This is a genomic window from Streptomyces sp. NPDC001513 (assembly GCF_042894695.1).
Classification (GTDB): Bacteria; Actinomycetota; Actinomycetes; order Streptomycetales; family Streptomycetaceae; genus Streptomyces.
The window spans coordinates 194,228-214,516 of record NZ_JBIAVU010000018.1; the positions used below are offsets into that span (position 1 = coordinate 194,228).

Annotated in this window: 15 protein-coding genes; 5 read left to right on the top strand and 10 right to left on the bottom strand. The window is 76.3% G+C overall.

What is annotated here, in order from left to right:
- The first annotated feature begins 15 nt into the window (after positions 1–15).
- Complete coding sequence (locus tag ACFYZ4_RS34335; RefSeq protein ID WP_390785758.1) at positions 16–495, top strand: hypothetical protein; 480 nt, start codon at positions 16–18, stop codon at positions 493–495.
- Here the strand turns inward: ACFYZ4_RS34335 and ACFYZ4_RS34340 are convergent.
- From ACFYZ4_RS34340 to ACFYZ4_RS34360, 5 genes are all read right to left on the bottom strand, one after another.
- Positions 461–2,359 carry a hypothetical protein gene (locus tag ACFYZ4_RS34340; RefSeq protein ID WP_390785759.1) on the bottom strand — a complete coding sequence of 633 codons (1,899 nt, stop codon included), beginning with the start codon at positions 2,357–2,359 and terminating at the stop codon, positions 461–463. The genes ACFYZ4_RS34335 and ACFYZ4_RS34340 overlap by 35 nt on opposite strands.
- Positions 2,356–6,117, bottom strand: a complete 3,762-nt coding sequence (locus ACFYZ4_RS34345) for a DUF5682 family protein (protein WP_390785760.1) — start codon at positions 6,115–6,117, stop codon at positions 2,356–2,358. Before ACFYZ4_RS34345 ends, ACFYZ4_RS34340 begins: the two co-directional genes overlap by 4 nt.
- On the bottom strand, positions 6,114–7,271 hold the full coding sequence (locus ACFYZ4_RS34350) for an AAA family ATPase (protein ID WP_351299504.1): 1,158 nt from the start codon (positions 7,269–7,271) through the stop codon (positions 6,114–6,116). The genes ACFYZ4_RS34345 and ACFYZ4_RS34350 overlap by 4 nt, the downstream gene beginning before the upstream one ends.
- Before the next feature lie 259 nt (positions 7,272–7,530).
- Positions 7,531–12,456: a DNA-binding protein gene (locus ACFYZ4_RS34355; protein WP_351303722.1), complete on the bottom strand. Its 4,926-nt coding sequence runs from the start codon at positions 12,454–12,456 to the stop codon at positions 7,531–7,533.
- Positions 12,453–13,319 (bottom strand): DUF4132 domain-containing protein, encoded by an 867-nt coding sequence (locus ACFYZ4_RS34360; protein ID WP_351303725.1) that lies wholly within the window; start codon positions 13,317–13,319, stop codon positions 12,453–12,455. Before ACFYZ4_RS34360 ends, ACFYZ4_RS34355 begins: the two co-directional genes overlap by 4 nt.
- A gap of 202 nt (positions 13,320–13,521) precedes the next feature.
- On the opposite strand from ACFYZ4_RS34360, the gene ACFYZ4_RS34365 reads away from it, so the two are divergent.
- A complete protein-coding gene (locus tag ACFYZ4_RS34365) occupies positions 13,522–14,262 on the top strand; it encodes an HNH endonuclease family protein (RefSeq protein WP_351303728.1) in 741 nt (246 codons plus the stop codon).
- Positions 14,259–14,546 (top strand): hypothetical protein, encoded by a 288-nt coding sequence (locus tag ACFYZ4_RS34370; RefSeq protein WP_351303731.1) that lies wholly within the window; start codon positions 14,259–14,261, stop codon positions 14,544–14,546. The genes ACFYZ4_RS34365 and ACFYZ4_RS34370 overlap by 4 nt, the downstream gene beginning before the upstream one ends.
- Before the next feature lie 10 nt (positions 14,547–14,556).
- Here ACFYZ4_RS34370 and ACFYZ4_RS34375 read toward each other — a convergent pair whose 3' ends face one another.
- The 3 genes from ACFYZ4_RS34375 to ACFYZ4_RS34385 all read right to left on the bottom strand — a co-directional run bounded on the left by ACFYZ4_RS34375 (position 14,557) and on the right by ACFYZ4_RS34385 (position 17,061).
- Positions 14,557–15,711 carry a hypothetical protein gene (locus tag ACFYZ4_RS34375; protein WP_390785761.1) on the bottom strand — a complete coding sequence of 385 codons (1,155 nt, stop codon included), beginning with the start codon at positions 15,709–15,711 and terminating at the stop codon, positions 14,557–14,559.
- Entirely contained in the window at positions 15,708–16,361 is a 654-nt protein-coding gene (locus tag ACFYZ4_RS34380; RefSeq protein ID WP_390785762.1) for an ankyrin repeat domain-containing protein, read from the bottom strand. The genes ACFYZ4_RS34375 and ACFYZ4_RS34380 overlap by 4 nt, the downstream gene beginning before the upstream one ends.
- A 166-nt stretch (positions 16,362–16,527) precedes the next feature.
- Positions 16,528–17,061, bottom strand: a complete 534-nt coding sequence (locus ACFYZ4_RS34385) for a GNAT family N-acetyltransferase (protein WP_390785763.1) — start codon at positions 17,059–17,061, stop codon at positions 16,528–16,530.
- Between the two features lie 150 nt (positions 17,062–17,211).
- On the opposite strand from ACFYZ4_RS34385, the gene ACFYZ4_RS34390 reads away from it, so the two are divergent.
- Positions 17,212–18,489, top strand: a complete 1,278-nt coding sequence (locus tag ACFYZ4_RS34390) for a sulfite oxidase (RefSeq protein WP_390785764.1) — start codon at positions 17,212–17,214, stop codon at positions 18,487–18,489.
- Between the two features lie 8 nt (positions 18,490–18,497).
- Here the strand turns inward: ACFYZ4_RS34390 and ACFYZ4_RS34395 are convergent, their stop codons facing one another.
- Entirely contained in the window at positions 18,498–19,661 is a 1,164-nt protein-coding gene (locus tag ACFYZ4_RS34395) for an alpha/beta hydrolase family protein (protein WP_390785765.1), read from the bottom strand.
- Between the two features lie 332 nt (positions 19,662–19,993).
- Here ACFYZ4_RS34395 and ACFYZ4_RS34400 point away from each other — a divergent pair, with 332 nt between their 5' ends.
- On the top strand, positions 19,994–20,146 hold the full coding sequence (locus ACFYZ4_RS34400) for a hypothetical protein (RefSeq protein ID WP_390785766.1): 153 nt from the start codon (positions 19,994–19,996) through the stop codon (positions 20,144–20,146).
- Between the two features lie 32 nt (positions 20,147–20,178).
- Here the strand turns inward: ACFYZ4_RS34400 and ACFYZ4_RS34405 are convergent.
- Positions 20,179–20,289, bottom strand: a 111-nt coding sequence (locus ACFYZ4_RS34405) for a DUF6221 family protein (protein ID WP_390785771.1), incomplete at its 5' end; no start/stop codon positions are given.

Sequence of the window (20,289 nt, forward strand, 5' to 3'; positions counted from 1 at the left end):
TACTACGGTGGGATCATGACCGGTTCCCTCGTCCGTCCCCTCCTCTACCTCGATGTCGACGGACCTCTCATCCCCTTCGGCGCGGGTCCGTACCCGGCCGGGGACGATGCCGATCCGCTGCTCGCCCGGATCGATCCCGTGCTCGGGCCGCGGCTGGCGGCGCTGCCGTGCGCGCTCGTGTGGGCCACGACGTGGGGGGCGGAGGCCAACGAGTGCGTCGCGCCCCGGCTCGGCCTCCCGGAGCTGCCGCTGGTGGCCTGGCCGGAGCCGTCGGACGCCGACGGGCGGGGCGGGGTCCACTGGAAGACCCCCGCCCTCGTCGCGCACGCGGCCGGACGGCCCTTCGTCTGGGTCGACGACGAGATCACCGGCGCCGACCGGGACTGGGTGGCCGCCCGGCACCCCGGCCGGGCGCTCCTGCACCGGGTGGATCCCGGCCGTGGGCTGGGCGCGGCGGACTTCACCGCTCTGTGGGCGTGGCTCCGTTCGGCATAGTGGCCCAGGACGCGGCGACCAGGGAGCGTTCCGCCGCCGCGAGGTGGGTGGCCGAGGCCAGCCAGGCCCAGGCGTAGCCGTCGGGCGAGGGGTCGGTGAGGCGGCCGAAGGCGTTGCGGGGGCGGCGGTCGGCCTCGGCGGCGAGGGCGGCCGACAGCTCCGCCGCCGCGGTGAGCCCGGCCCGGCGCAGCGGGCCGAACGACGCCAGGGGCGCCGTACCGCGGGCCGCTTCGGCGACGGCGCGGCGACCGCCCGCGACCCCGGTCTCCAGAAGGCGGCGTACCCGCCACAGCGGCGAGTCGGCCAGCGGGTCCGGGCCCAGCCCCTCGGCCGTCGGGACCGTCCCGGGGGCGTCGGCGTGGGGCGGGAAGTGGATGCCCTGGAGGCGGTCGTAGCCGAGGTCGGCGCGGCCCAGCCATTCCTCGGGCAGCCGCAGCGTGTACGGCGCGCCGGGCACCGGGCCGACGGCGAGGGGGCGCAGCGTGGCGGCGCGGTCCAGGTCGGGGCGGCCGAGGACGCGCAGCTGAAGTCCCGGGTACGCGGCGATCCGGCGCAGGTTCGTCGTGTGCGGCAGCTCGGGGTGCGGGTGCGCCGGCAGCAGCCGCAGCAGCGGGGCGCCCGGGCGTGCCTCGCGGACGAGGAGGTGTTCGCCGGCCGCGCCCACGACGGTGACGTCGCAGCCGAGCAGCGCGGACTCGGCTCCCTCCGGATCGGCCGGCAGCTCGGCGACGGCCTCGGCGGCCGGGCGGGCGAAGAGCGGCGCGGCGGGCTGCTCGGTCCAGAGCGTGCCGCGCAGCGGGGTCGCCCTGACCCCGCGTCCGGCGCCGAGCCGACCCTCGGCGGAGACCGTCGCGCCGACGATGCGCAGGCCGCCGCGGGCGAGTCCGGCGTGGTCGAGGGTGGCGCCGCCGAGGGCGACGGAGGCGGATCCGGCGCCGCGGGCGCGGGCCAGGCCGCCGGGGCGGACGTCGGACACCGAGTAGCGGGCGCCGTCGGCGGCCAGCAGGTGGGTGACGACTCCGCCGTATCCGGTGGCGGAGAGCACCGGTTCCCGGCACAGGCCGTGCACGTGGAGGCTGCCGCCGGGCGCGTAGGCGCGGCGGGCGGTGCCGGTCAGCGCGGGGTCGGCCGCTCCGGAGGCCAGCATGCCGGCGGTGTGCAGGAGTTCGCGGAAGGCGCCGGTGAGGGCGCCGAGCCGCTGGGTGGCCCGGCGTTCCCGGGCGGCGCGCAGGCCGCGTACGACCCGCAGGGCGGCGGCCTCGGCGCGCGGCAGCCCGGCGAGGCGGGCGGTGTGGGCGGCGCGCAGCAGCTCGGCCTGGACCACGGCTCCGCCGGCGGTGACCCCGGCGGCGAGGGCTTCGGCGCCGGCGTGCCAGAGCGCGGCCGCAGCGCCGAGCTGGGCCTCGGTGAGGGCCGGCGCCGGGCCGGAGGACTCGGCGGGCTCGGCGGTCCCGGCGGTCCCGGCGGGCTCGGACTGCGTCGGGGCTTCCGGCTCGGGCTGTTCCGCGGGCGCCGGCGGCGGGGCCGCGTCCGCGAGCGGGGCCGCGCCCAGGGCGGCGGCCCGGTGCAGGCAGCGGGGCGCCAACAGGCAGCTGCACGTGGCCTGTCCGGCCTCGGTGACGGTGCCCGCCGGGCCGGGGCGCAGGGTGACGAGGGCGTCCTCGCCGAAGCGGATGGTCACGCTGCCGTCCGCCTCTCGGGCGGCGCCCGCCGCGCAGCTCTCGATGGCGGCGTCCAGCTTCTTGCGCAGGCGGGCGGTGAGGTTCTCGACCGCTTCGGCGAGCACCTCGGGTGCGACGGGCGGCAGTTCGGAGCTCTGCGTGCTCTCGGTGCTCTCGGTGCTCTCGGTGCTCTCGGTGCTCAACGGGACTCTCCACGGAGGCGGTCGCCCACCCAGCGGGCGAGGGCGAGGGGGCTGAGGGCGGCCACGGGCATGCCGGCCGCGACGAGTTGCCGCGCGACCGGGACCGAGTACCGGGGCGTTCCCGCGTCGTCGAGCGCGGCGCAGCCCATCAGGTGGGCTCCGGAGGCGGCCAGCGCGCGGACCTCCCCGAGGAGCCCACCGATCGGGGCGCCCTCCTCGAAGTCGCTGACCACGACGACGAGGGTGCGGCTGGGGACGGTGATCAGGGTGCGGGCGTGCGCGAGACCGGCGGCGATGTGCGTACCGCCGCCGACGCGGACCTCCAGCAGCAGCGAGAGCGGGTCGTCGACCCGGTCGGTGAAGTCCACGACCTGGGTGGAGAAGGCGAGGAAGTGGGTGGACAGGGTCGGTACGCCGCCCAGCACGGCCGCGGTCAGGGCCGACCAGATGACGGAGGCCTCCATCGAGCCGGAGACGTCGACGACGAGGATCAGCCGCCAGTCGGCCTCGCGGTTCGCCCGGGTGCTGAAGACGGGACGCTCCGGTACGACGACGACCGTGCCGTCGGCCCGTCGCCGGGTGTGCGCGAGGTTGGCGCGCAGGGTCCGGGCCAGGTCGAGTTTGCCGCCGGGGCGGCGGGTGGGGCGCGGGGTGGCGAGGCCGGAGAGGGCCGGGCGCAGACGGGTGGCCAGCTCCTTGGCGAGCTCGTCGACCAGCCTCCTGACCAGGGGGCGCAGGCGGGCGAGCTGGGCCTCCGGGAGCCCGCCGGCCAGGGACAGTACGGAGCTCAGCAGTTCCACGGAGGGCCGTACGGCCGCCGGGTCGAGCTGGGCGAGCACGTCGGTGCGGCCCGCTTCGGCGGCGCCGGCGAGCACTTCCTCCCGTACGTCCGCGCCGAACAGCGCCTCCAGCTCCTGCGACCACTCTCGGGCGGTGGGGAAGGAGGCCTCCTGGCCGCCTCCCTGGCCCCCTTGGCCGGAGTCGAGGTCGGACGCGCCTTCGCCGTGCCCGGCGCCGTACAGCTCGTCCAGTGCGTGGGCGTAGCGGCGGGCGCCGGCGGGGAGGCGGTCGCGCTCGCGGCCGAGCAGCAGCCGCCAGCGGTCGGCGGGGGCGAGCCGGTGTTCCTCGGCCTCGGGGGTCCCGGCAGGCGGGGCGTCGGGAACGTCCGGACGCGGGGCGGGTACCTCCGCCGCGGGCAGCGGGAGGGCCTTGAGCGCGGCGAGCCCGGCGGCGTCGGCGGCGGCCCAGAGGGCGAGCAGGGCGGGGGACGCGTCGAGCGCGAGGTCGATCCGGTCGCCGAGCCGTTCGGTCACGGTGTCCAGCAGCCGGTCGCGGGCGGCGGGCGAGAGGGCGTCGAAGCCGCCGCGCAGAGCCGGCAGGCGGTCCAGGAAGTCCTGGTCGGCGAGGCGTTCGACGCGGGCGAGGAGCGGGGTCAGGGCGGCGGGTGAGGACTGCAGCAACGGGCCCGCGGCGGTGAGGAGTCCGGCGAGCCTGCGGGTCAGGGCGCGCCGGCTGTCGGGGCTGCCCGCGGCGTCGATCCAGCCGGCGGCGCGGTCGCCGAGCCCGGCGGCCGGGTCGAGGTCCAGGAGGACCCGTACGGCCAGAGCGGCGCCCTGCATCAGCGGGGAAGCGGATGCGGCGAGCTCGGCGAGGGCGTCGTCGGTGCGCAGGCCGAGGTGGCGGGCGGCTGCGCGGTCGGCGAGGGCCACGAGGGCGGCCGCGTCGGCGGGGTCGTCGCTGCCGGCGAGGCCGGGCAGCGACCGTACGGCCGCTTCGAGGAGGTCCGCGGTAAGGTCGGCGGCGGTGGCACGGGACCCGTCCGAGGTGCCGGGGAGGTGACCGCGGTGCAGGGCCTCCAGGAGGTCGAGGGCGTCGAGGAGTTCGGGCAGGGTCGCCGTCTGCGGCAGGGTGGTGGCCGCCTCGTGGAGGCGTACGTCGACCAGCTCGGGCAGATCGCAGCGCGCGGCGGCGGCCAGCCCGGCGAGGATCTGCGCCGGGGTCGGCCCGCCGTCGGCGGTGGCCCGGCGGGCGGTGTCGCGCAGGGTTCCGGCGGCCGCCTGGGCGGCGGTGACGCCGCGGACCCCGGCGAGATCGAGGCGGGCCGGGACGGAAGGCGTCCAGGACAGCTTCCACTTGGTGCCGAGGGCGGTGCCGTCGCCGGTGGCGGCCACGGTGAGGGGCTCCCCGTAGGAGGCGCCGCACACGAGGAGCCGTTGCAGCAGGACCTCGCGGCGGCCGTCCAGGGCGGAGCGCAGCGGGTCGAGGCGGACCTCGCGGGCGGCGGGCTCCTCGGGGCCGGGCAGCCGCAGTTCCGTCAGCTCGGCCTCGACGGAGGGGCCGAGGCCGGAGCGGGGGGCGTGCGGGGTGATCCGCCCGCGGGCGGTGCCGACGAGCACGGCCTCGAGGGCGCGGGCCAGCGCCCGGCCCCGGCCGAGCGGTTCGCCCTGGCCGAGGACGGTGGTGACGGCTTCGAGGAGCTCGCCGCGGCCGGGCGCGGGCAGCCCGCGCAGGACGGCGAGGTCGCAGGCGAGCCGCAGGGTCTCGGCGGCCTCGCCGGTGCCGGCGGTGTGCCCGGCGCGGCGCAGCTCCCGGCAGAGCCGGGTGAGGGCGACGGAGGCCGCCTCCCGGACCCGCCCGGGGTCCCCGCCGGCTTCCAGGACGGCCTGCTGCCAGAGCGGATCCCGGATCCCGGCGGGGTACCCGGAGCGGGAGTCGAGCAGATCGAAGGAGTACGGCACGAAGGAGGTGACAGCCCCGTCCACCCCCGCCGCGGCGCGCGGCCCAGGCCCTCCGGACCTGGGCGCCGGCACGACACCCGCCGCCGGCGCCGGTACCGAGCCGCCCGAGCCGCCCGAGCCGCCCGAGCCGCCCGGACCGACATCGGCGGGGCCGGTCCCGGCGCCCGCGCCCACGCGCGCCGTGGCCACGTCAACGGGCCCGGCCCCCGCATCCGCGCCCGTACCAGCCTGGTCGGCAGCGGCGGTTCCGGTCCCGGCGCCCGCGCCGAGGAGGGCACGGTCGGCAGCGGCCGACCCGGTGCCCTCGTCCCCGCCCGGGAGGGCCGGGGCGTGGAAGGCGCCGATCACGGCGGCCACCCGGTGGCCCGCGGCGGTGGCGCCGGCGATGACGGAGCGCATGTGGGACTCGCGGGCCAGGTCCCTGGCCGGTGGGGTGGAGTCGGCGCGCAGCGCCCAGCCGACGCCGAGCGCCGCGCGGCGCACGGCTTCCGGGGAACAGCCCGGTGCGAGCACCTCGACGGCGCGGTCCCACAGGTCGTCGCCGTCCCGGCCGGTACCGGCGGCGCTGAGCGCGTTCGCGAAGGACCTCCCCCGCGGCGCCCCCGCATCCGGCTCGAAGCCCGGTTCCGCCGGCTCCGCAGGTTCGGCTGTCCAGGCGCGAGACGGGAGGGGGAGGTCGCAGCAGAGGACGGTGGCGCCGGTGCGGCGGGCCCAGCGGATGGCGGCCAGTTCCGGGGAGAAGTCGGCGAACGGGTAGAACGCCAGGCGGCCTTCGCCGTCGGTGCCCGCGAGGGCGACCGGGGCGACGGTCTCCGGGTCGGCCAGGTGCTCCAGCCACGGCTGGAAGTCCGCGGGGAGCTCGACGCAGACCACGTCCGCGCCCGACGCGTCCAGCAGCTCGGGCACCACCGCGGCCAGCGCCGGGCTGTGGTGGCGCACCCCGATGAGGTACGGCTCACGGGTCGCGGCGAGGGCCTCCACCGCGGCGCGCGGGTCCGCGCGCGGGTCGGTGTGCGTCAACGCAGGCTCCCGCGCAGGTCCCAGAGGCGGCGCCACATCGCCGAGCCGTCCTCGGCGCGGCGGCGCACCGGGCCGTCCCAGTAGCCGAGGAGGCGGCCGTGGTCGGCCGGGTCGTCCTTGCGGACCACGCCCAGCAGGTGCCCCGGCAGCAGGTCCAGTACGTCCCCGCCCGGCAGGTACGCGGCCGCGACCCCGAGCGAGGCCGCCACCTGCACGGCTTCGGCGGTGGACATGACCGTACCGGGGCGCTCCACGTCCCAGCCCTCGGCGGAACGCCCGGAGCGCAGGTCGCGGAAGACGGTGACGAGCGCGTCGAGGACGGCGTCGTCGACGCCGAAGGCGGCGCCGGCCCGTTCGACGGCGGCGACCGCCTGCCGGCGGATCAGCGTGGCCTCGGCGTCCGCGTCGGCGATCGGGGCGACCGTCTCGAAGTTGAAGCGCCGCTTGAGGGCGGCGGACATCTCGGAGACTCCGCGGTCCCGCAGGTTGGCGGTGGCGATGACGGTGAACCCGGGGGCCGCGGAGACCACGGCGTCCTCGGTGGCGGTCAGTTCGGGCACGCTGATCCGCCGGTCGGACAGGATCGACACCAGCGCGTCCTGCACCTCGGGCAGGCAGCGGGTGATCTCCTCGACGCGGACCACGCGTCCGGTGCGCATGGCGGAGAGCACCGGTGAGTCGACCAGGGCTCCGGCACTCGGTCCCTGCGCGAGCAGCAGCGCGTAGTTCCAGCCGTAGCGGAAGGCGTCCTCGGTCGTACCGGCCGTGCCCTGCACGGTGAGGGCGCTGGTGCCGCTGACGGCGGCGGCCAGCAGTTCGGACAGCATCGACTTGGCGGTGCCGGGCTCGCCGGTGAGGAGCAGGCCGCGCTCTCCGGCGAGGGTGACGACGCAGCGCTCCACCAGGGCGCGTTCGCCGACGAACTTGGGGGCGATGACCAGCTTGGCGGGGAGCCCGGCGCGGCGCTTCGGCAGGGCCAGTTCGGCTCCGTCGCTGCCGCAGACGAAGGTGACGACGGCGCGCGGGGTCAGGGCCCAGCCGGGCGGCCGGGGGCCGGTGTCCTGGGCGGCGAGGAAGTCGAGTTCGGCGGCGTACCGCTCCTCGGCGGGCAGCACCTGCCGGGCGGCGGGGACGGATGGTGCGGTGACGGTCATCGGGGTCCTCCGGGACGGGAAAGGGAGAAGGGAGAGGGAGGGCAGGGGCAGGGGTAGGCGTTCGGGCCGGGGGCGGGGGCCCCCCGGGGGGGGGGGGGGCCCCCCCCCGGGGGCGGGCGGCCGGGGGGGGGGGGGGGGGGGGGGGGGGGGGGGGGGGGGGGGGGGGGGGGGGGGGGGGGGGGGGGGGGGGGGGGGGGGGGGGGGGCGCGGGGGGGGGGGGGGCCCCCCCCCGCGCCGAGGGGCCGGGACGGCCGGTGGTTCAGCGGCGGCGGCCGCGGGTGCGCTTCACCTTGAGCTCCTCGAAGCGCGGGACGTCGCCCTCCCGGACCCGCTGCCAGGACCGGCGGTAGAGGTCCGCGGCCGGTTCGGCCGGGGTCAGCACGCCCAGCAGCGGCCGCTCGCCGGCGCCGAGGCCGTACATCGGCAGCTTCCACTGCTCCACCGGCAGGGTCGGGGAGGCCATCTCGGCCCAGCCGCCCGGCAGGAACAGCGAGCGTCCGGCGCGGGTGCGGCCGGCCGACACCACGAGCTCGGTGGCGGCCAGTTCGGCGCGGGCGGCCTTGAGGCGGGCCGGCTTCCAGCCCGTCCACCGCGCGGTGTTGCGGTCGGTGGGGTCGGGCATGGCGAGCAGCACGAGGTACAGGGTGGCCGCGTCGGCGCCCAGACCGTACGCGGCGGACACCTCCTCGACCAGCTCGGGGACGGAGCGGCTCGGGTCCTGCGGCCACCAGGTGCCGTCGGCGTCCGCCGCGCCGGCCGCCGGGGCGCCCGGGTCGGCGAGCAGCGCGGCGAAGCGCGGGTCGTGGACGGTCCGCAGCGCCGTCTCGACCGCGGAAAGCCGCTGGTCGGCGCCCCGCAGCGCCGGCAGGTACGGGTCGGAGCCGGTGGAGTCCAGCAGGGCCGGGCGCAGCGCGGGCTTGGGCTGGTCGTCGTGGGTGGCCATGACGACCGCGCCGTAGCGCTCGTAGCCCTCGCCGGTCTCGGTCGGCGTGCCGGCCGCCTTCCGGAAGTCGGGCAGGCTGGTGTAGTGCCCGAACTCCAGGAGCAGTTCGGGGCCGGCGAGCCGCTGTCGTACGGCGGTCAGGGCGGGCGGCAGGGCCGTGCGTACGGGGTCTCCCGCGGGCAGCCGGTGCGCCAGCCAGGCGGCCGTGGCCACCGTCCCGGTCAGGACGCTCGCGGTGAACGGGCCGGTGGCCGGCTCGCGGGGCTCCACGTGGTCGCCGGTCACCGTCCAGGCCACGTCGACGGAGAGTTCGCGCGAGGCCGCCGGGTCGAGCAGGGCTCCCAGGGCCCGGTTCGCGGCCCAGCCCCGGCCCACGGCGCGGGCGACCTCGGTGGCCAGCCAGTCGGGTACGCGGGTACGCCGGCCCACGCGCCGGTTCCACACCTCCGCGGCGGCGGCCACGTCGGGTCCCTCGCTCCACAGCTGCGCCGGATCGGCGGGCAGCAGGGCGGCGACCACGGCGCGGCGGACCTCGACGTCGAGGTTCTTGAGCTCGTCGCGGGCGTGGGCCGCGTCGGGGGCCTTGACTCCGAGTGCGGTGCGCAGCTCCGTGGGCAGGAAGTTGCGCTCGTAGGTGTCGATGTGCGGCAGTCCGGCGATCACCAGGCGGGCGAGGGCGCCGGAGACTCCGGTCAGTCGGGAGAACTCCTCCGCGGCTTCCTCGTGGAAGGGGACCGGGCCGTGTTCGGCGGCCGCGGTGAGGAAGTCGGCCAGCCAGCCGGCGCCCCGGGAGCGGTCGCCGAGGGGGGCGTGGCCCCGCACGGTGTAGGGGCCGGGGACGGTGAAGCGGCCGGTGGGGTCGTGCAGCAGGGCGCCGAACTCGTGGCCGTAGGAGACGGATTCGGCGTGCTCGGTCAGGGCGAGGACGGCTCCGCCGCCCAGCGGCAGCAGGCCGCGGTGGTAGAGGTCGCGGGCCAGGCCGTCAGGGCCGGTCAGGTGGGGGCGGTCGAGGTGGATCAGGACCCGGCGCCAGCGGTCGGCGGAGCCCTCCGCGGAGGCCAGGCCGAGGGCGTCGACCGAGCCGAGCAGGCTGATGAGGGCGGCCCGCTGTTCGTCGGTGGCCGACACGGTGGAGGCGCGGTAGGCGATGGCGGCGGGCTCGTCGAGCAACGGAGTCCAGGAGAAGGTGTAGTGCGGCAGCGCGGGCACGTCGAAGTGGAGCCTGCCGGGCACCTCGGCCTCGTCGGTCCGCGCGCAGGCGGCTCGGAGTCGGCTCAGGGTGTGGTGGGCGCCGTCCTCGTCGCTGCCCCAGCGGCGGTAGCCGTAGCCGATGAGTCCGCTCAGCGCGTCGCCGAGCAGTCCGTCGCTGGGGCCGTGCTCGCGCTCGTCGGCGGGGGTGTCGTCCGGGTGGAGCCGGGCGGCGACCTCGTCCAGGGCCTTCTGCTGGGTGAGGGTGAAGCGCAGCACCTCGACGATGCCGCCGATCAGCTCGGTGGCGGTGACCTGCGGCAGGGCCGCGCTCACCAGGCCGGGCAGGTCGGTGACCTTCTCGGCCGCGGCGGCCGCCTTGAGCAGCGCGGCGACGGTCTCCCGGTCGGCGGCGCGCAGCGCGGCCGAGCCTTCGGTGTCGCGCGGGCGCAGGGCGTACCAGTGCGACAGCGGCGGCAGGTCCACGCTGCCGGTGCCGAAGTCGGAGCGGCGGCGGTCGCCGCGCGAGCGGGCGGTGACCACCCCGTCGGGGTCGCCGATGCTCAGTTCCTGCCAGTGCTGCGTCAGGGCGCGGGGCCGGTCGTCGCCGGGGAAGGCGAGCGCCGCGAGGGGCATGTCGCGGCCCTCGGGCACGGTGACGCTTCGGCCGCCGGTGTCGGTCCCCTCCCAGCCGTGGCCGGGGATGCGGACGGTGCGCCAGCCGAGCAGGCCGTCGGCGGGGGCGCCGAGCACGGAGCCGGCCACGGTGGGCGCCGGGCGCAGCCAGTTGGAGTGGCCGCTGCGGCGGGCGTTCTCCGGGTGGGTGCGCAGCGCGTCGGCGAAGAAGCCGGGCAGGGAGGTCCGGCCGTAGGCCGCGCCGGCGGGGTCGTACTCGAGCCAGCCGGCTTCGTTCTTCTCGTCGCGCCGCTGCCACACCCAGTACGAGGTGCCGTCGGACAGGAGCGGCCGCTCGTCGGGGAGCTTCGTGTCGCCGCGGTGCAGGACGCCGCCGCCGGTGGCGCGGCCGCCGCCGGGGAGCGGCAGGGAGATGTGGTCGCTGCGCAGCGACCAGTGGTTGCGGTCGGTGTCCAGGGTGAAGACGGTCTGGGGATCGGAGTGCCAGTAGCCCTCCGTGCTGTTGGCGCTCCAGGCGGACCAGAAGACCAGCAGGTCGCCGTCGACGTAGTGGAACGCGTGCCGGTAGTTGGATCCGGCGGGGACGCGCAGGTCGTGGGTGAGGACGGTGGAGTCGGCGTCGAGGACGCGGACCTCGGTCTCGTTGGCGACGATCAGGTAGGGCCAGGCTTCCGTCACCGTGAGGCCGCGGTGGTTGCGGCCGGGGCTCAGTTCGGCGAGGGCGCGCTCCCAGGACGGCCAGGCGAGCTCCTCGAAGAGGCCGCCTCGCAGGGTGCGGGCGAGGGTTTCGGCGAGGTCGGCGGCGGCCGCGGCGGCCACTTCCTCGGGGGCGAGTTCGAGGGCTTCGGTGGGCAGCCAGGTCAGGCGCTGGATGGCGTCGGGGACTCCGGGCAGGCCGGCGGCGATCGAGGCGCGGGCCACTTCGCGCATCCACTCGGTCAGGAGCGGGCGGCCGCCGGGCGACTCGGCGACGCGCCGGACGACGTCGGGGCCTTCGCCGCCGCCGAGGGCGTTCAGCGCGCGGCGGAAGGCCGGGTGGAAGCGCTGGTCGGCGGCGAGGGCGAGCAGGTCGCGGCGCTGGTCGGCGCCGGCCCAGCCGCTCAGGTTCAGCTGGTCCTGCCGGTGCCGCTTGTTCTCGGGGTCGGGATCGGGGTCGGCGACCGGGATCTCCAGGGCGAGCAGCAGGTCGAGGAGGTCGGCGTCCTCGACCCCGATGCCCAGGCCCGCTTCCCGGCCGGGCCGGGCGAGTTCGGTGCGCAGCTGCTCCGCGCAGCGCTCGACGACGTCGAGGAGGACGGTGAGGCTGGGGCGCACGCCCCAGCCGCCGTGGCGGGCGGCGTGGAAGCGCTCCAGCCAGCCGGCGGCGCCGTCGGGGGACCGCTGCTCGGCGGGCAGTTCCTCGCCGGTCAGTCCGGCGGTGGCGCCGGACTCCTCGAGGATGTCCAGCCACAGGGTGGTGAATTCGTCGCCGCCGGGCGGGGTCAGTCCGAGGAGCGTGCCGCGTACGTCGGGTACGCGCCGGGCGAGTGCGACGAGGGCGGCGCGGTGGGCCTTCCACCAGCCGAGCGCGGCGCGCAGGGTGGCGGGCAGGGGCAGCAGTTCGGCGAGGTAGTCCTGCTCGGCCTCGGTTCCGTTCAGGTCCGCGGCGCGGGCGAGGCGGCGCAGCTCGACGACGGCCTGGGCGGAGGGCGGCAGCCCGCCCGCGGTGCGGCGCACGCACAGGCGGCGGAAGCGCTCGTGGGCTTCGGCGGGGGTGACGCGGCCGGCCAGGGCCTTGCCGTAGCCGGTGAGCACCTTCACGGGCAGGGCGCCGGCCAGGGCGAATTCGAGGAAGACGGCGTCGAGGCGGTCCTCGTCGATGGCCAGGCCGTACTGGGATTCGGCGGCGCGGGCGCGGCCGAACAGCTGGGCGGCGTAGGTGGTGTTCTCGACGGCGAGGAAGACGCGGGCCGCCTGCTCGTGGAAGACGGGCAGGAAGTGCGGGACGGAGGCGGCGAGGCGGTCGGCCAGTTCCTGGCAGGCGTCGAGGGCGGCCTTGGGCTTGGTCTTGGCCTGCCGGGCGATCCGGTCCAGTTCGGGGACGACGGCGAGGGCGTGGTGGCCGTCCTCGGGGTGGTGCACGAGGACCCATTCGGGGAAGCCGAGTGCCTGGCGCCGGCTCAGGCCGACGACGGGCGGCTCGCCCTCGTCGCGTACGAGTCCCAGGAAGCCGGCGGCGAGGTCCTCGGCCGGGCCGAGTTCGCCGGGCGAGAGCCGGACGACGACGCGGTCGTCGCCGAGTCCGGGGTGGCGGTAGGAGCGGGCGGTCAGTTCGACGGCGGTGGGGCCGGCGCCCTTGGTGTCGTGCGGGAGTACGGCGCCCGCCTTGAGCAGCAGTTCGGCCGTGTTCATCTCGGTGTCCCCCAGGTTGGTGCTCATGCGTCCCCGCCCTCCTCGATCTTGCGCCCGGCGTACAGCGCCGCGGCCATCCGCATGCCCTCGGACCAGGCCACCGGTCCGACGGTGGCCAGGGGTACCGTCCGGCCGTCCTCGTCGTGCCAGCTCAGGGCGCCCGTGGTCATCTCGTCCTCGTAGTAGGGCTCGCCGATCCACACGGCGGCCTCCGCGCCGGCTCCCGCGTCCCGGACCTTGCAGGTGGCGTAGCCGCCGGAGACGCGGTAGCCGAGGGCGGTGGCGCGGGCGGCGAGGCTGAAGCGGGTGGGGAAGACCCCGCCCGCGTAGTCGCGTACCTCGGTGGCGGTGGCGGTCAGCCCGTCCGGCTTCTGCCAGGTCGCGCGGTGGATCTGCTCGACCCGCTGCACGATGCCCAGCTCGGCCGCGAAGTCCCGTACGTCGTCCAGGTCCGGCAGCAGCACCGGGTGGGGCAGGGTCACCGTGCGCGGGGAGAGCCGTACGGTCTCGCCGTCGAGGTTGACCACCTTCAGTTCACCGGAGGCGGTGGCGTCGCGCAGGAAGCCCACCTCGTCCGGGTCGTCGCCGACGACGGCCATGTCGCGCAGGGCGTGCTGCCAGGCCTCGTCCGGCCAGACCCGCGCGAGCAGTGCGGTCGGTACGGGCAGCGAGGACACCATCCAGGCGTCGACCTGTGCGACGCACGCGGCCTCGTGCCGGTCGAGCCATTCGGTGAGCCGGCGCAGCCGGTCCACCTCGGGATGGTCCTTCAGCGCCTTCGGCAGTGTCTTCAACTGCCGTCCCGCCGTCCGGCCGGTGGCGGACCTCGCCACCACCCGTCCCTCCACCAGGGCGATCTCGTACCCCTCGCCCGCCGCCAGCCATGCCATCAGCCCGTGCCCCTCCGCCTGTCGCATCCGGTTCCGCGCAGCCCTGACCGGGGGGGAACTGACCCCCCTGGGCTGCGGTATGTCGGGAGACTAGCGAGCCGCACTGACAACGCCCGCCGGAGGGTCCGCATCCGGTTTTATGTCCGGTTCTGGGTAGTCTTCCGGGGACAGTTGCGACGCGGGGCCGGTCAGGGGTGGGGTTATGGGACGTCAGATAGGTGTGCCGGGTGCGGTCCTGGCGGCCGTGCTGCTGGCGGCGGGCGCCGCGGGCTGCTCCGGTGCGGCCGGGCCGGGCGGCGGGGACGCGAAGGCGTCGGCCACGCGGACCGCGCAGCCCCCGGATGCGGATCCGGGCTCGAAGCCGGACTCCAAGCCGGGCGGCGGGGACGTGCTGCCCGGGATGGTCACCGTCGCCGTGGCGCGGACGCAGTTGGCCGCGCTGAAGGTGGCGCCGGTGGGCACGATGGCCGGCTACAGCCGGGACAAGTTCACGCACTGGGCCCAGCAGGGCAACAAGTGCGACACCCGTGAGGTGGTGCTGGAGCGGGACGGCTCCGGCGTCACGCGGGACGGGGAGTGCCGGGCGGTGTCCGGCAGCTGGAAGAGCCTGTACGACGGGGCGGTCGTCACGGACGCCGCGAAGATGGACATCGACCACATGGTCCCGCTCGCCGAGGGGTGGCGCTCCGGCGCGGCCGGCTGGGACCCGGCGCGGCGCAAGGCCTTCGCCAACGACCTGACCAACCCTCAGCTGCTCGCCGTGACGGCGGCGTCGAACCGTTCCAAGGGTGACCAGAGCCCGGACCTGTGGCAGCCGCCGGACAAGTCGAGCTGGTGCCAGTACGGACGGGCCTGGACCACCGTGAAGTCCACGTACGGGCTGACCGTCACCGAACCGGAGAAGAAGATGCTCACCACGATGCTCGACACCTGCGCGTCATGACCGGAGCACACCACCGGCGGTGGCAGGACCGGGTGACTCCCGGGCCGGGCGGCGCCATGACCGACGAGGTCGGCGTCATCACCGGCCCGCTCACCCTGTGCACCACCGCCGTGGCCGGGGACCTGGTCCGCTTCGCCGTCCAGTACGAGGGCGCCGACGAGTGGTACACGCTCTCCGGCAGCCCGCTCCCCCACCACGGCGATCCCGCCGCCCTGCACGCCGCCGCGCTCGCCTCGGTCCGCCGGGGCGGCGCGGCCCGGGCTCCGGGGACCGCGCCCGCCTGAGCCGGGGGGCTCAGAGGACGGCGATGCCGAGCGGCCGGGAGCCCGCCGGGAGGCGGCGGGCGGCGCCCGACTCCAGGTCGACGACCGTGATGCCGTTCCAGTGGCCCTCGCGGGTGTAGCCGCCCGTGACGTACGCGGTCCGGCCGTCCCGGGACACTGCCACGTCCTCGTGCGGGCCCTCCAGCGGGTACACCCGCTCGGTGCCGTCCGGGGAACGGACCGTCAGCGACGGGCCCTTGCCCGTGCCGGGCTCCACCGCGCCCGTGCCGACCACCAGGAGCCGGCCGTCGGCCGTGACGGTGGCACCGTGCTGGTGGGTGTCGGCGGTCATCGGCTCGACGGTGGTCCGGCCGCTCCGCGGGTCGACCACGGCGAGCCGCTCGCCCTCGAAGGGGAGCAGGAGCTTCCCGTCGCCCGGGCGGACGGCCGCGTAGTGCGGCTTCAGCCAGGAGCCGAGCCCGCCCTCGGTGCCGTACGGAGCGACCTCGATCCGGCGGGGCCGCAGCGAGCCGGCCGCCACCACGGTGACGTCGAAGGAGTCGTGGCCGGTGACGTACACCTCGGCGCCGTCGGCCGACACGTCCACGTCGAAGGGGCGCCGGCCCACCGGTACGACGGCGGTGACCCGGCGCGTCGCCGTGTCCACGACCTCCAGGACGCCGGTGGTGCCGGGGACGTTGACGCCGACGTAGGCGTGGGCGCCGTCGGGCGCGAGCGCGATGCCCATGCCGCCGCCGCGGTACTCGCCGTCGGTGACCGGGCCGGTGTCGGTGCGGTACGGGACGCGCGCCAGCAGGGCGCGGGTGCGGGTGTCGACGACGGCGAGGCCCTCGGCCGTGGCCACCCACGCGCGGCCGTCCGCGCCGACGGCCAGCCCGTACGGGGCCCGGCCCACGGCGACGGAGGCGACCGCTCCGCGCGCCGGGTCCACGAAGGTGACGGTGTCGGCCCCGAAGTCGGCGGTCAGGAGCAGCCCTTGCGGGGTCGGCGCGGTGGCGGGCAGCGGGGAGGCCGCGGACGGCGCCGGGCTCGGCGTCGCGGTGGCCGGCGAGGTCGAGGAGGCCGTGGACGTCGCCGAGCTTCCGGTCTGGGTGCAGGCGGACAGCAGCAGGGCCGAGGCGAGCGCCGTGAGGGCGGTACGGGTGCCCCGTGCGCGGCGGTTCACCGCCCGGTCCCCGGCTCGTTCCCGGCGGCTCCGGCGGCCCCGCCGGCCCCGGCCGCCCCGGCCGCGCGCAGGATCCGCGCCATGCCCTCGAAACCCCGGCGCACGGCGTGCTCGTACGGGGTCACCCCGTCGTGGTCGGCCAGTTCGGGAGTGGCTCCGGCGGCCAGCAGGAGGGCGACGACCTCCTCGTGGCGGGGGCCGCCGTCGCCGAGGATCACCGCCTCCAGCAGGGCGGTCCAGCCGAGCCGGTTGACGTGGTCGACGTCGATGTCCGTCTCGTCGAGCACCGCCCGCACGTACGCGGTGTGCCCGCGCTCGGCGGCCGGGATGAGGGAGATCCCGCCGAAGCGGTTGAGCTGCTTCAGGTCGGGCCCGGCGGGCAGCAGCAGGCGCATCATGCGGACGCTGCCGGTGACGCCGGTGACCAGCCAGGGGCTGTCCTCCCGGGAGTCCGGGGCGTTCGGGTCGGCTCCGGCGGCGAGCAGCACGCCGGCCGTGTCCAGGTGGTCGCCGAGCGCGGCGAGCAGCAGCGGTGTGCGCAGCTGCTCGTCGCGGGCCTCCACGGCGGCGCCCGCGGCGAGCGCGGCGCTCACCGCCGCCGCGTCACCGCGGCGGGCGCCGTCGAGGAGCAGTCGGTCGTGCGCGTTCATGGTGTCCCTCTCGGCTCCGGGGCGGGGAGGGCCGCGTACGCCCTCCCGCTCCCCCGTTCCATGCTCGCCGCGCCGGGGCCCGCGGCCGGTCCGCCCGGTGGACGGAGCCCGGGAGCGGTCCGGCCGATGCCGGGGTCGGCCGATCGGCTGATGCGGGACGGCGGGATCAGGCCTCGTACTCCGTGAGGTCGATGCCGTGGACCCGTACGGAGGTCTCGTACCGGGGGTCCGTGGTGTCGCGTTCCGTCACCATGCCCAGCTTGCGGATCACGTTTTCGGAATCGGTGTTGCTCATCCGGTTGATCGCGACGACCCGGTCCAGGCCGCGGTCCTGGAGGGCGAACTCCAAGGTGGCGTGGGCGGCCTCGGAGGCATAGCCCTGGCCCCAGTACTGGCGGCCGAGGCGCCAGCTGATCTGCACGTCCGCGCGGGCGTCCGGCAGGTTCTCGAGGACCGAGAGGCCGACCGCGCCGATGAGCTCGCCGGAGCCCAGGAGCTCGACGGCGAAGAGCCCGAAGCCCTCGTCGTCCCACTCCTCCTCCCAGCGCTCGATCTCCTCGGCCGTCTCGTCCAGGTCGAGGGTGGATCCGTCACCGATCCAGCGCATCACCTCCGGGTCGGCGTTGATCTCCGACAAGGGGACGAGGTCGTCGTCGGTCCAGCGGCGGAGGAGGAGGCGGGGGGTACGGATCTCGGTCATGCCCCACATCCTGCCGAATCTCCGCCGACCAGCGGTAATCGGCCGTTGCGGCAGTGTTTCGAGTGCGTGGCCATCGCCCTGGGAAGGTTCCCGCGGCCCGCCCCGGACCCCTACGGTCCGTCGGGAACCGCGACCGAGGAGAACCCCGTCATGCCCTTCGACCTGTCGGACGAGAGCCGGTACGACCGCACGCGCCTGCGGCAGTGGACACGCGGCCGCGCCCGCTCCGCCGGAGTGGACCGCCGCGATCTGCTGAAGCTGTTCGCGGTCGGGACGGCCGCCGGATCCCTGGGTGTGGCCACGGGCGCACCGGCCGCGGCCGCGCCGAACCCGCCCGTCGCGGCCGCGGGCCCCGTCACCGTCAAACCGCTGCCGCCCGAGCTGTTCACGCTCCGCGGCACCAACGCGGAGACGAATTTCGCGGCGCTGCGCGGCACCGGCCCGCTCACCCCGATCGACCGGTTCTTCGTCCGCAACCACACCTCCACCCCGCGCGTCGACGCGGGCGGGTGGCGGCTGAAGGTGTGGGGCGACGGGCTGGCGGGCGGCCCGGTGGAGTTCTCGTACGAGCGGCTGCGGGCCCTGCGGGCGGTCGAGCGGACGCTGTTCATCGAGTGCGCGGGCAACGGCCGGAGCTTCTACACCACGCAGCAGGGGCAGCCGGTGACCGGCACCGCCTGGACCCTGGGCGCCATCGGGGTCGCGCGCTGGCGCGGGGCGCGGCTGTCGGACGTGCTGCGGCTGGCCGGGGTCAGCCGCGGCGCCGTCGACGTGCTGCCGAGGGGGCTGGACGACGAGGTGATCGCGAACGGGGTGAACCTGGGCCGGGTGCGCCGCCCGCTGCCGGTGGCGAAGGCGCTGGACGACGTCCTGCTCGCCTACGAGATGAACGGGCAGCCGCTGCCGCCCGACCACGGCGGTCCGGTGCGCCTCGTCGTACCGGACTGGGTCGGGATCTCCTCGATCAAGTGGGTGGGTGACATCGAGGTGAGCGACGAGCCGCTGTACTCGCCGTGGAACACCGACATGTACCGGCTGTTCGGGCCCGAGCACCCGGCGCAGGGCAGCACCCCGCTGACCCGGCAGACCCTCAAGAGCGCCTTCGAGCTGGAGCTGGGGGCCACCGTTCCCGTGCACCGGACCCGGCTGCTGACCGGCCGTTCCTGGTCGGCGGCGGCCCCCGTCACCCGCATCGAGGTCAGCACGGACGGGGGCGGCCACTGGCGGCGGGCCCGGATGCACGACACCCCGCGCCGGGGCGGCTGGGTGCGCTGGTCGCTGCCGTGGACCCCGCGCACGACGGGTGCGACGGCGCTGCTGGCCCGGGCGAGCGACGCGAGCGGGCGGACGCAGCCCGAGACCTCGGTCCACAACACGCAGGGCTACCTCTTCGACGCGGTCGTGCGGCACCCGGTGACCGTGGTCTGAGCCGCGGTTCAGGGGGTGTGGAAGCGGACCTCCGGCGCGTCGGGGGACGGGCCGTCGAGGAGGGGCCGCGGGATGCCCTTGAGGTGCTGGTCGAAGAAGGCGGCGACGTAGCGCCGGGTCAGCTCGACGGAGCGGGCTCCGGGCAGCGGGGCGTCCTGGTCGGGGAGGCCGAGCTGCTCGCCGATCGCCGGGAAGTCGCTGAAGGTGAAGTGGCCCGAGTCCGCGAAGGTGATCCAGCGCTTCCAGCCGTCGAGCCTGGGCCAGCCGTCGTCCCACGACGTGATGCCGCCGGGGGCGCTCTTCTGCTCTCCGAGCAGCAGGAAGGGGCGCCCGCCGAGGCCCGTGTCGGGGACCGGGGCGTGGAGTCCGCCGTCCATGTTCACCCCGGCGCGGATCCTGGGGTCGACGGCCATCGCGGCGACCGCGGAGGCGCCGCCGATGGAGTGGCCCGCCATCGCGATGCGGCTCTGGTCGATGAGGCCGGCGTGGCGCCAGGCGGGGTGGCGGCCGGTGAGGCGGTCCAGCAGGAAGGACACGTCGCGGCCGCGGGTGTCGCTGACCGTCCGCATGGGGGTGCCCGACTCGGTCTTGTCGCAGGCCAGGCACGTCAGTACGCGCCCGCCGGGGAAGGCGGTGCCGACGCTCTCGTACGCGTGGTCGACGGAGGCGACGACGTAGCCGCGGGAGGCCAGGTCCTCGGCGAGCGCGGTGAGGGTGGCGCGGTGGACGGTGAAGCCCGGGGAGAGCACGACCAGCGGATACCGTCCGGCGAGGGGACGGGCGTGGGTCCGGGAGGCGCTCACCGTGCCGGTCAGGGTCGCGACCGGGATGACCTGGTCGAGGCCGCGGTCGACCAGCAGCAGCCGGGCCTCCTCGTCGGTGAGGTAGCGCGCGGGGCCGCCGGTGTCGCGCCGCGCCGGGTAGCGCATGGTGACCATCAGCTCGCGCGGCCCGGATCCGGCCCAGGGGTCGGTACGGCTGCGGTCCACCAGGTGCAGGTCCTCCCGGCCGACCGCGAAACGGCCGGTGGGGCGCGGGAGTTCCACCGTGGTGCGGAGCTGCGCGGCGGCGGACGGGGAGTCCGCCGCGGCGGCGGTACCCGCACCGGCGAGCGGGAGCGGCAGGAGGAGGACGAGCAAGGCGGCTGAGGCGACAGCTCTGCGTCGGTTCATGAATCCGAGGCTATGCAGCGGCAGTAGACGGATCGTCAACTCGCAGGAGGATCACCCCGTCCCTCCCGAGAAGGTCCCGCAGATCCCCCCTCACCCTCAGGTCTCATCCCTTCGTGGCGCCGATCGCGTCGAACTTGTCGCGCAGGTACGCGTGACGGGGCATACCGCCCTGTGCGGCCATGCCCTGAGGGAAGGCCAGCTCGGTAGGGTCAGGACGCTGCCGACCGAGAAGGGCGATCCGATGGTATGACCAGCCGACCGTGTGAGCTGGCATCGTCCATGTGCCGCGAGCCAGGCAGGAGGTTGTGGCCGGCTGACGGGTCCCCGCCCCCGTGACCCTCTTCGCGTCCCGCAGCCCCCTCTACCGTCTCACCGAGAACGCTGACCCCAACACGCCGGCCGAGCAGTCATCGTTCGACATCGAGCCGGAGACCGGGGCGGTCTACTTCGTCACGCTGGATGGGGCGGCATGGTTCGCCAACTAGACTAAGGACTGTCCCGTAATCGCCTATGACGGTTAGGGGCGCCACTCTTCGCGGTAGTCGGCGTGATCGGCGTACACGGATGCGAGCAGGAGGACAGCAGTGTGGAGCCCCTCGTGGGAGGTCGCCGTTGCGTCGTCGCTCCC

Bases quoted from the DNA above. Each gene is read 5' to 3' on its own strand.
- ACFYZ4_RS34335 (WP_390785758.1), top strand. From the start codon at position 16: ATGACCGGTTCCCTCGTCCGTCCCCTCCTCTACCTCGATGTCGACGGA.
- ACFYZ4_RS34350 (WP_351299504.1), bottom strand. From the start codon at position 7,271: ATGACCGTCACCGCACCATCCGTCCCCGCCGCCCGGCAGGTGCTGCCC.
- ACFYZ4_RS34355 (WP_351303722.1), bottom strand. From the start codon at position 12,456: ATGAGCACCAACCTGGGGGACACCGAGATGAACACGGCCGAACTGCTG.
- ACFYZ4_RS34360 (WP_351303725.1), bottom strand. From the start codon at position 13,319: ATGGCATGGCTGGCGGCGGGCGAGGGGTACGAGATCGCCCTGGTGGAG.
- ACFYZ4_RS34365 (WP_351303728.1), top strand. From the start codon at position 13,522: ATGGGACGTCAGATAGGTGTGCCGGGTGCGGTCCTGGCGGCCGTGCTG.
- ACFYZ4_RS34370 (WP_351303731.1), top strand. From the start codon at position 14,259: ATGACCGGAGCACACCACCGGCGGTGGCAGGACCGGGTGACTCCCGGG.
- ACFYZ4_RS34380 (WP_390785762.1), bottom strand. From the start codon at position 16,361: ATGAACGCGCACGACCGACTGCTCCTCGACGGCGCCCGCCGCGGTGAC.
- ACFYZ4_RS34385 (WP_390785763.1), bottom strand. From the start codon at position 17,061: ATGACCGAGATCCGTACCCCCCGCCTCCTCCTCCGCCGCTGGACCGAC.
- ACFYZ4_RS34390 (WP_390785764.1), top strand. From the start codon at position 17,212: ATGCCCTTCGACCTGTCGGACGAGAGCCGGTACGACCGCACGCGCCTG.
- ACFYZ4_RS34395 (WP_390785765.1), bottom strand. From the start codon at position 19,661: ATGAACCGACGCAGAGCTGTCGCCTCAGCCGCCTTGCTCGTCCTCCTC.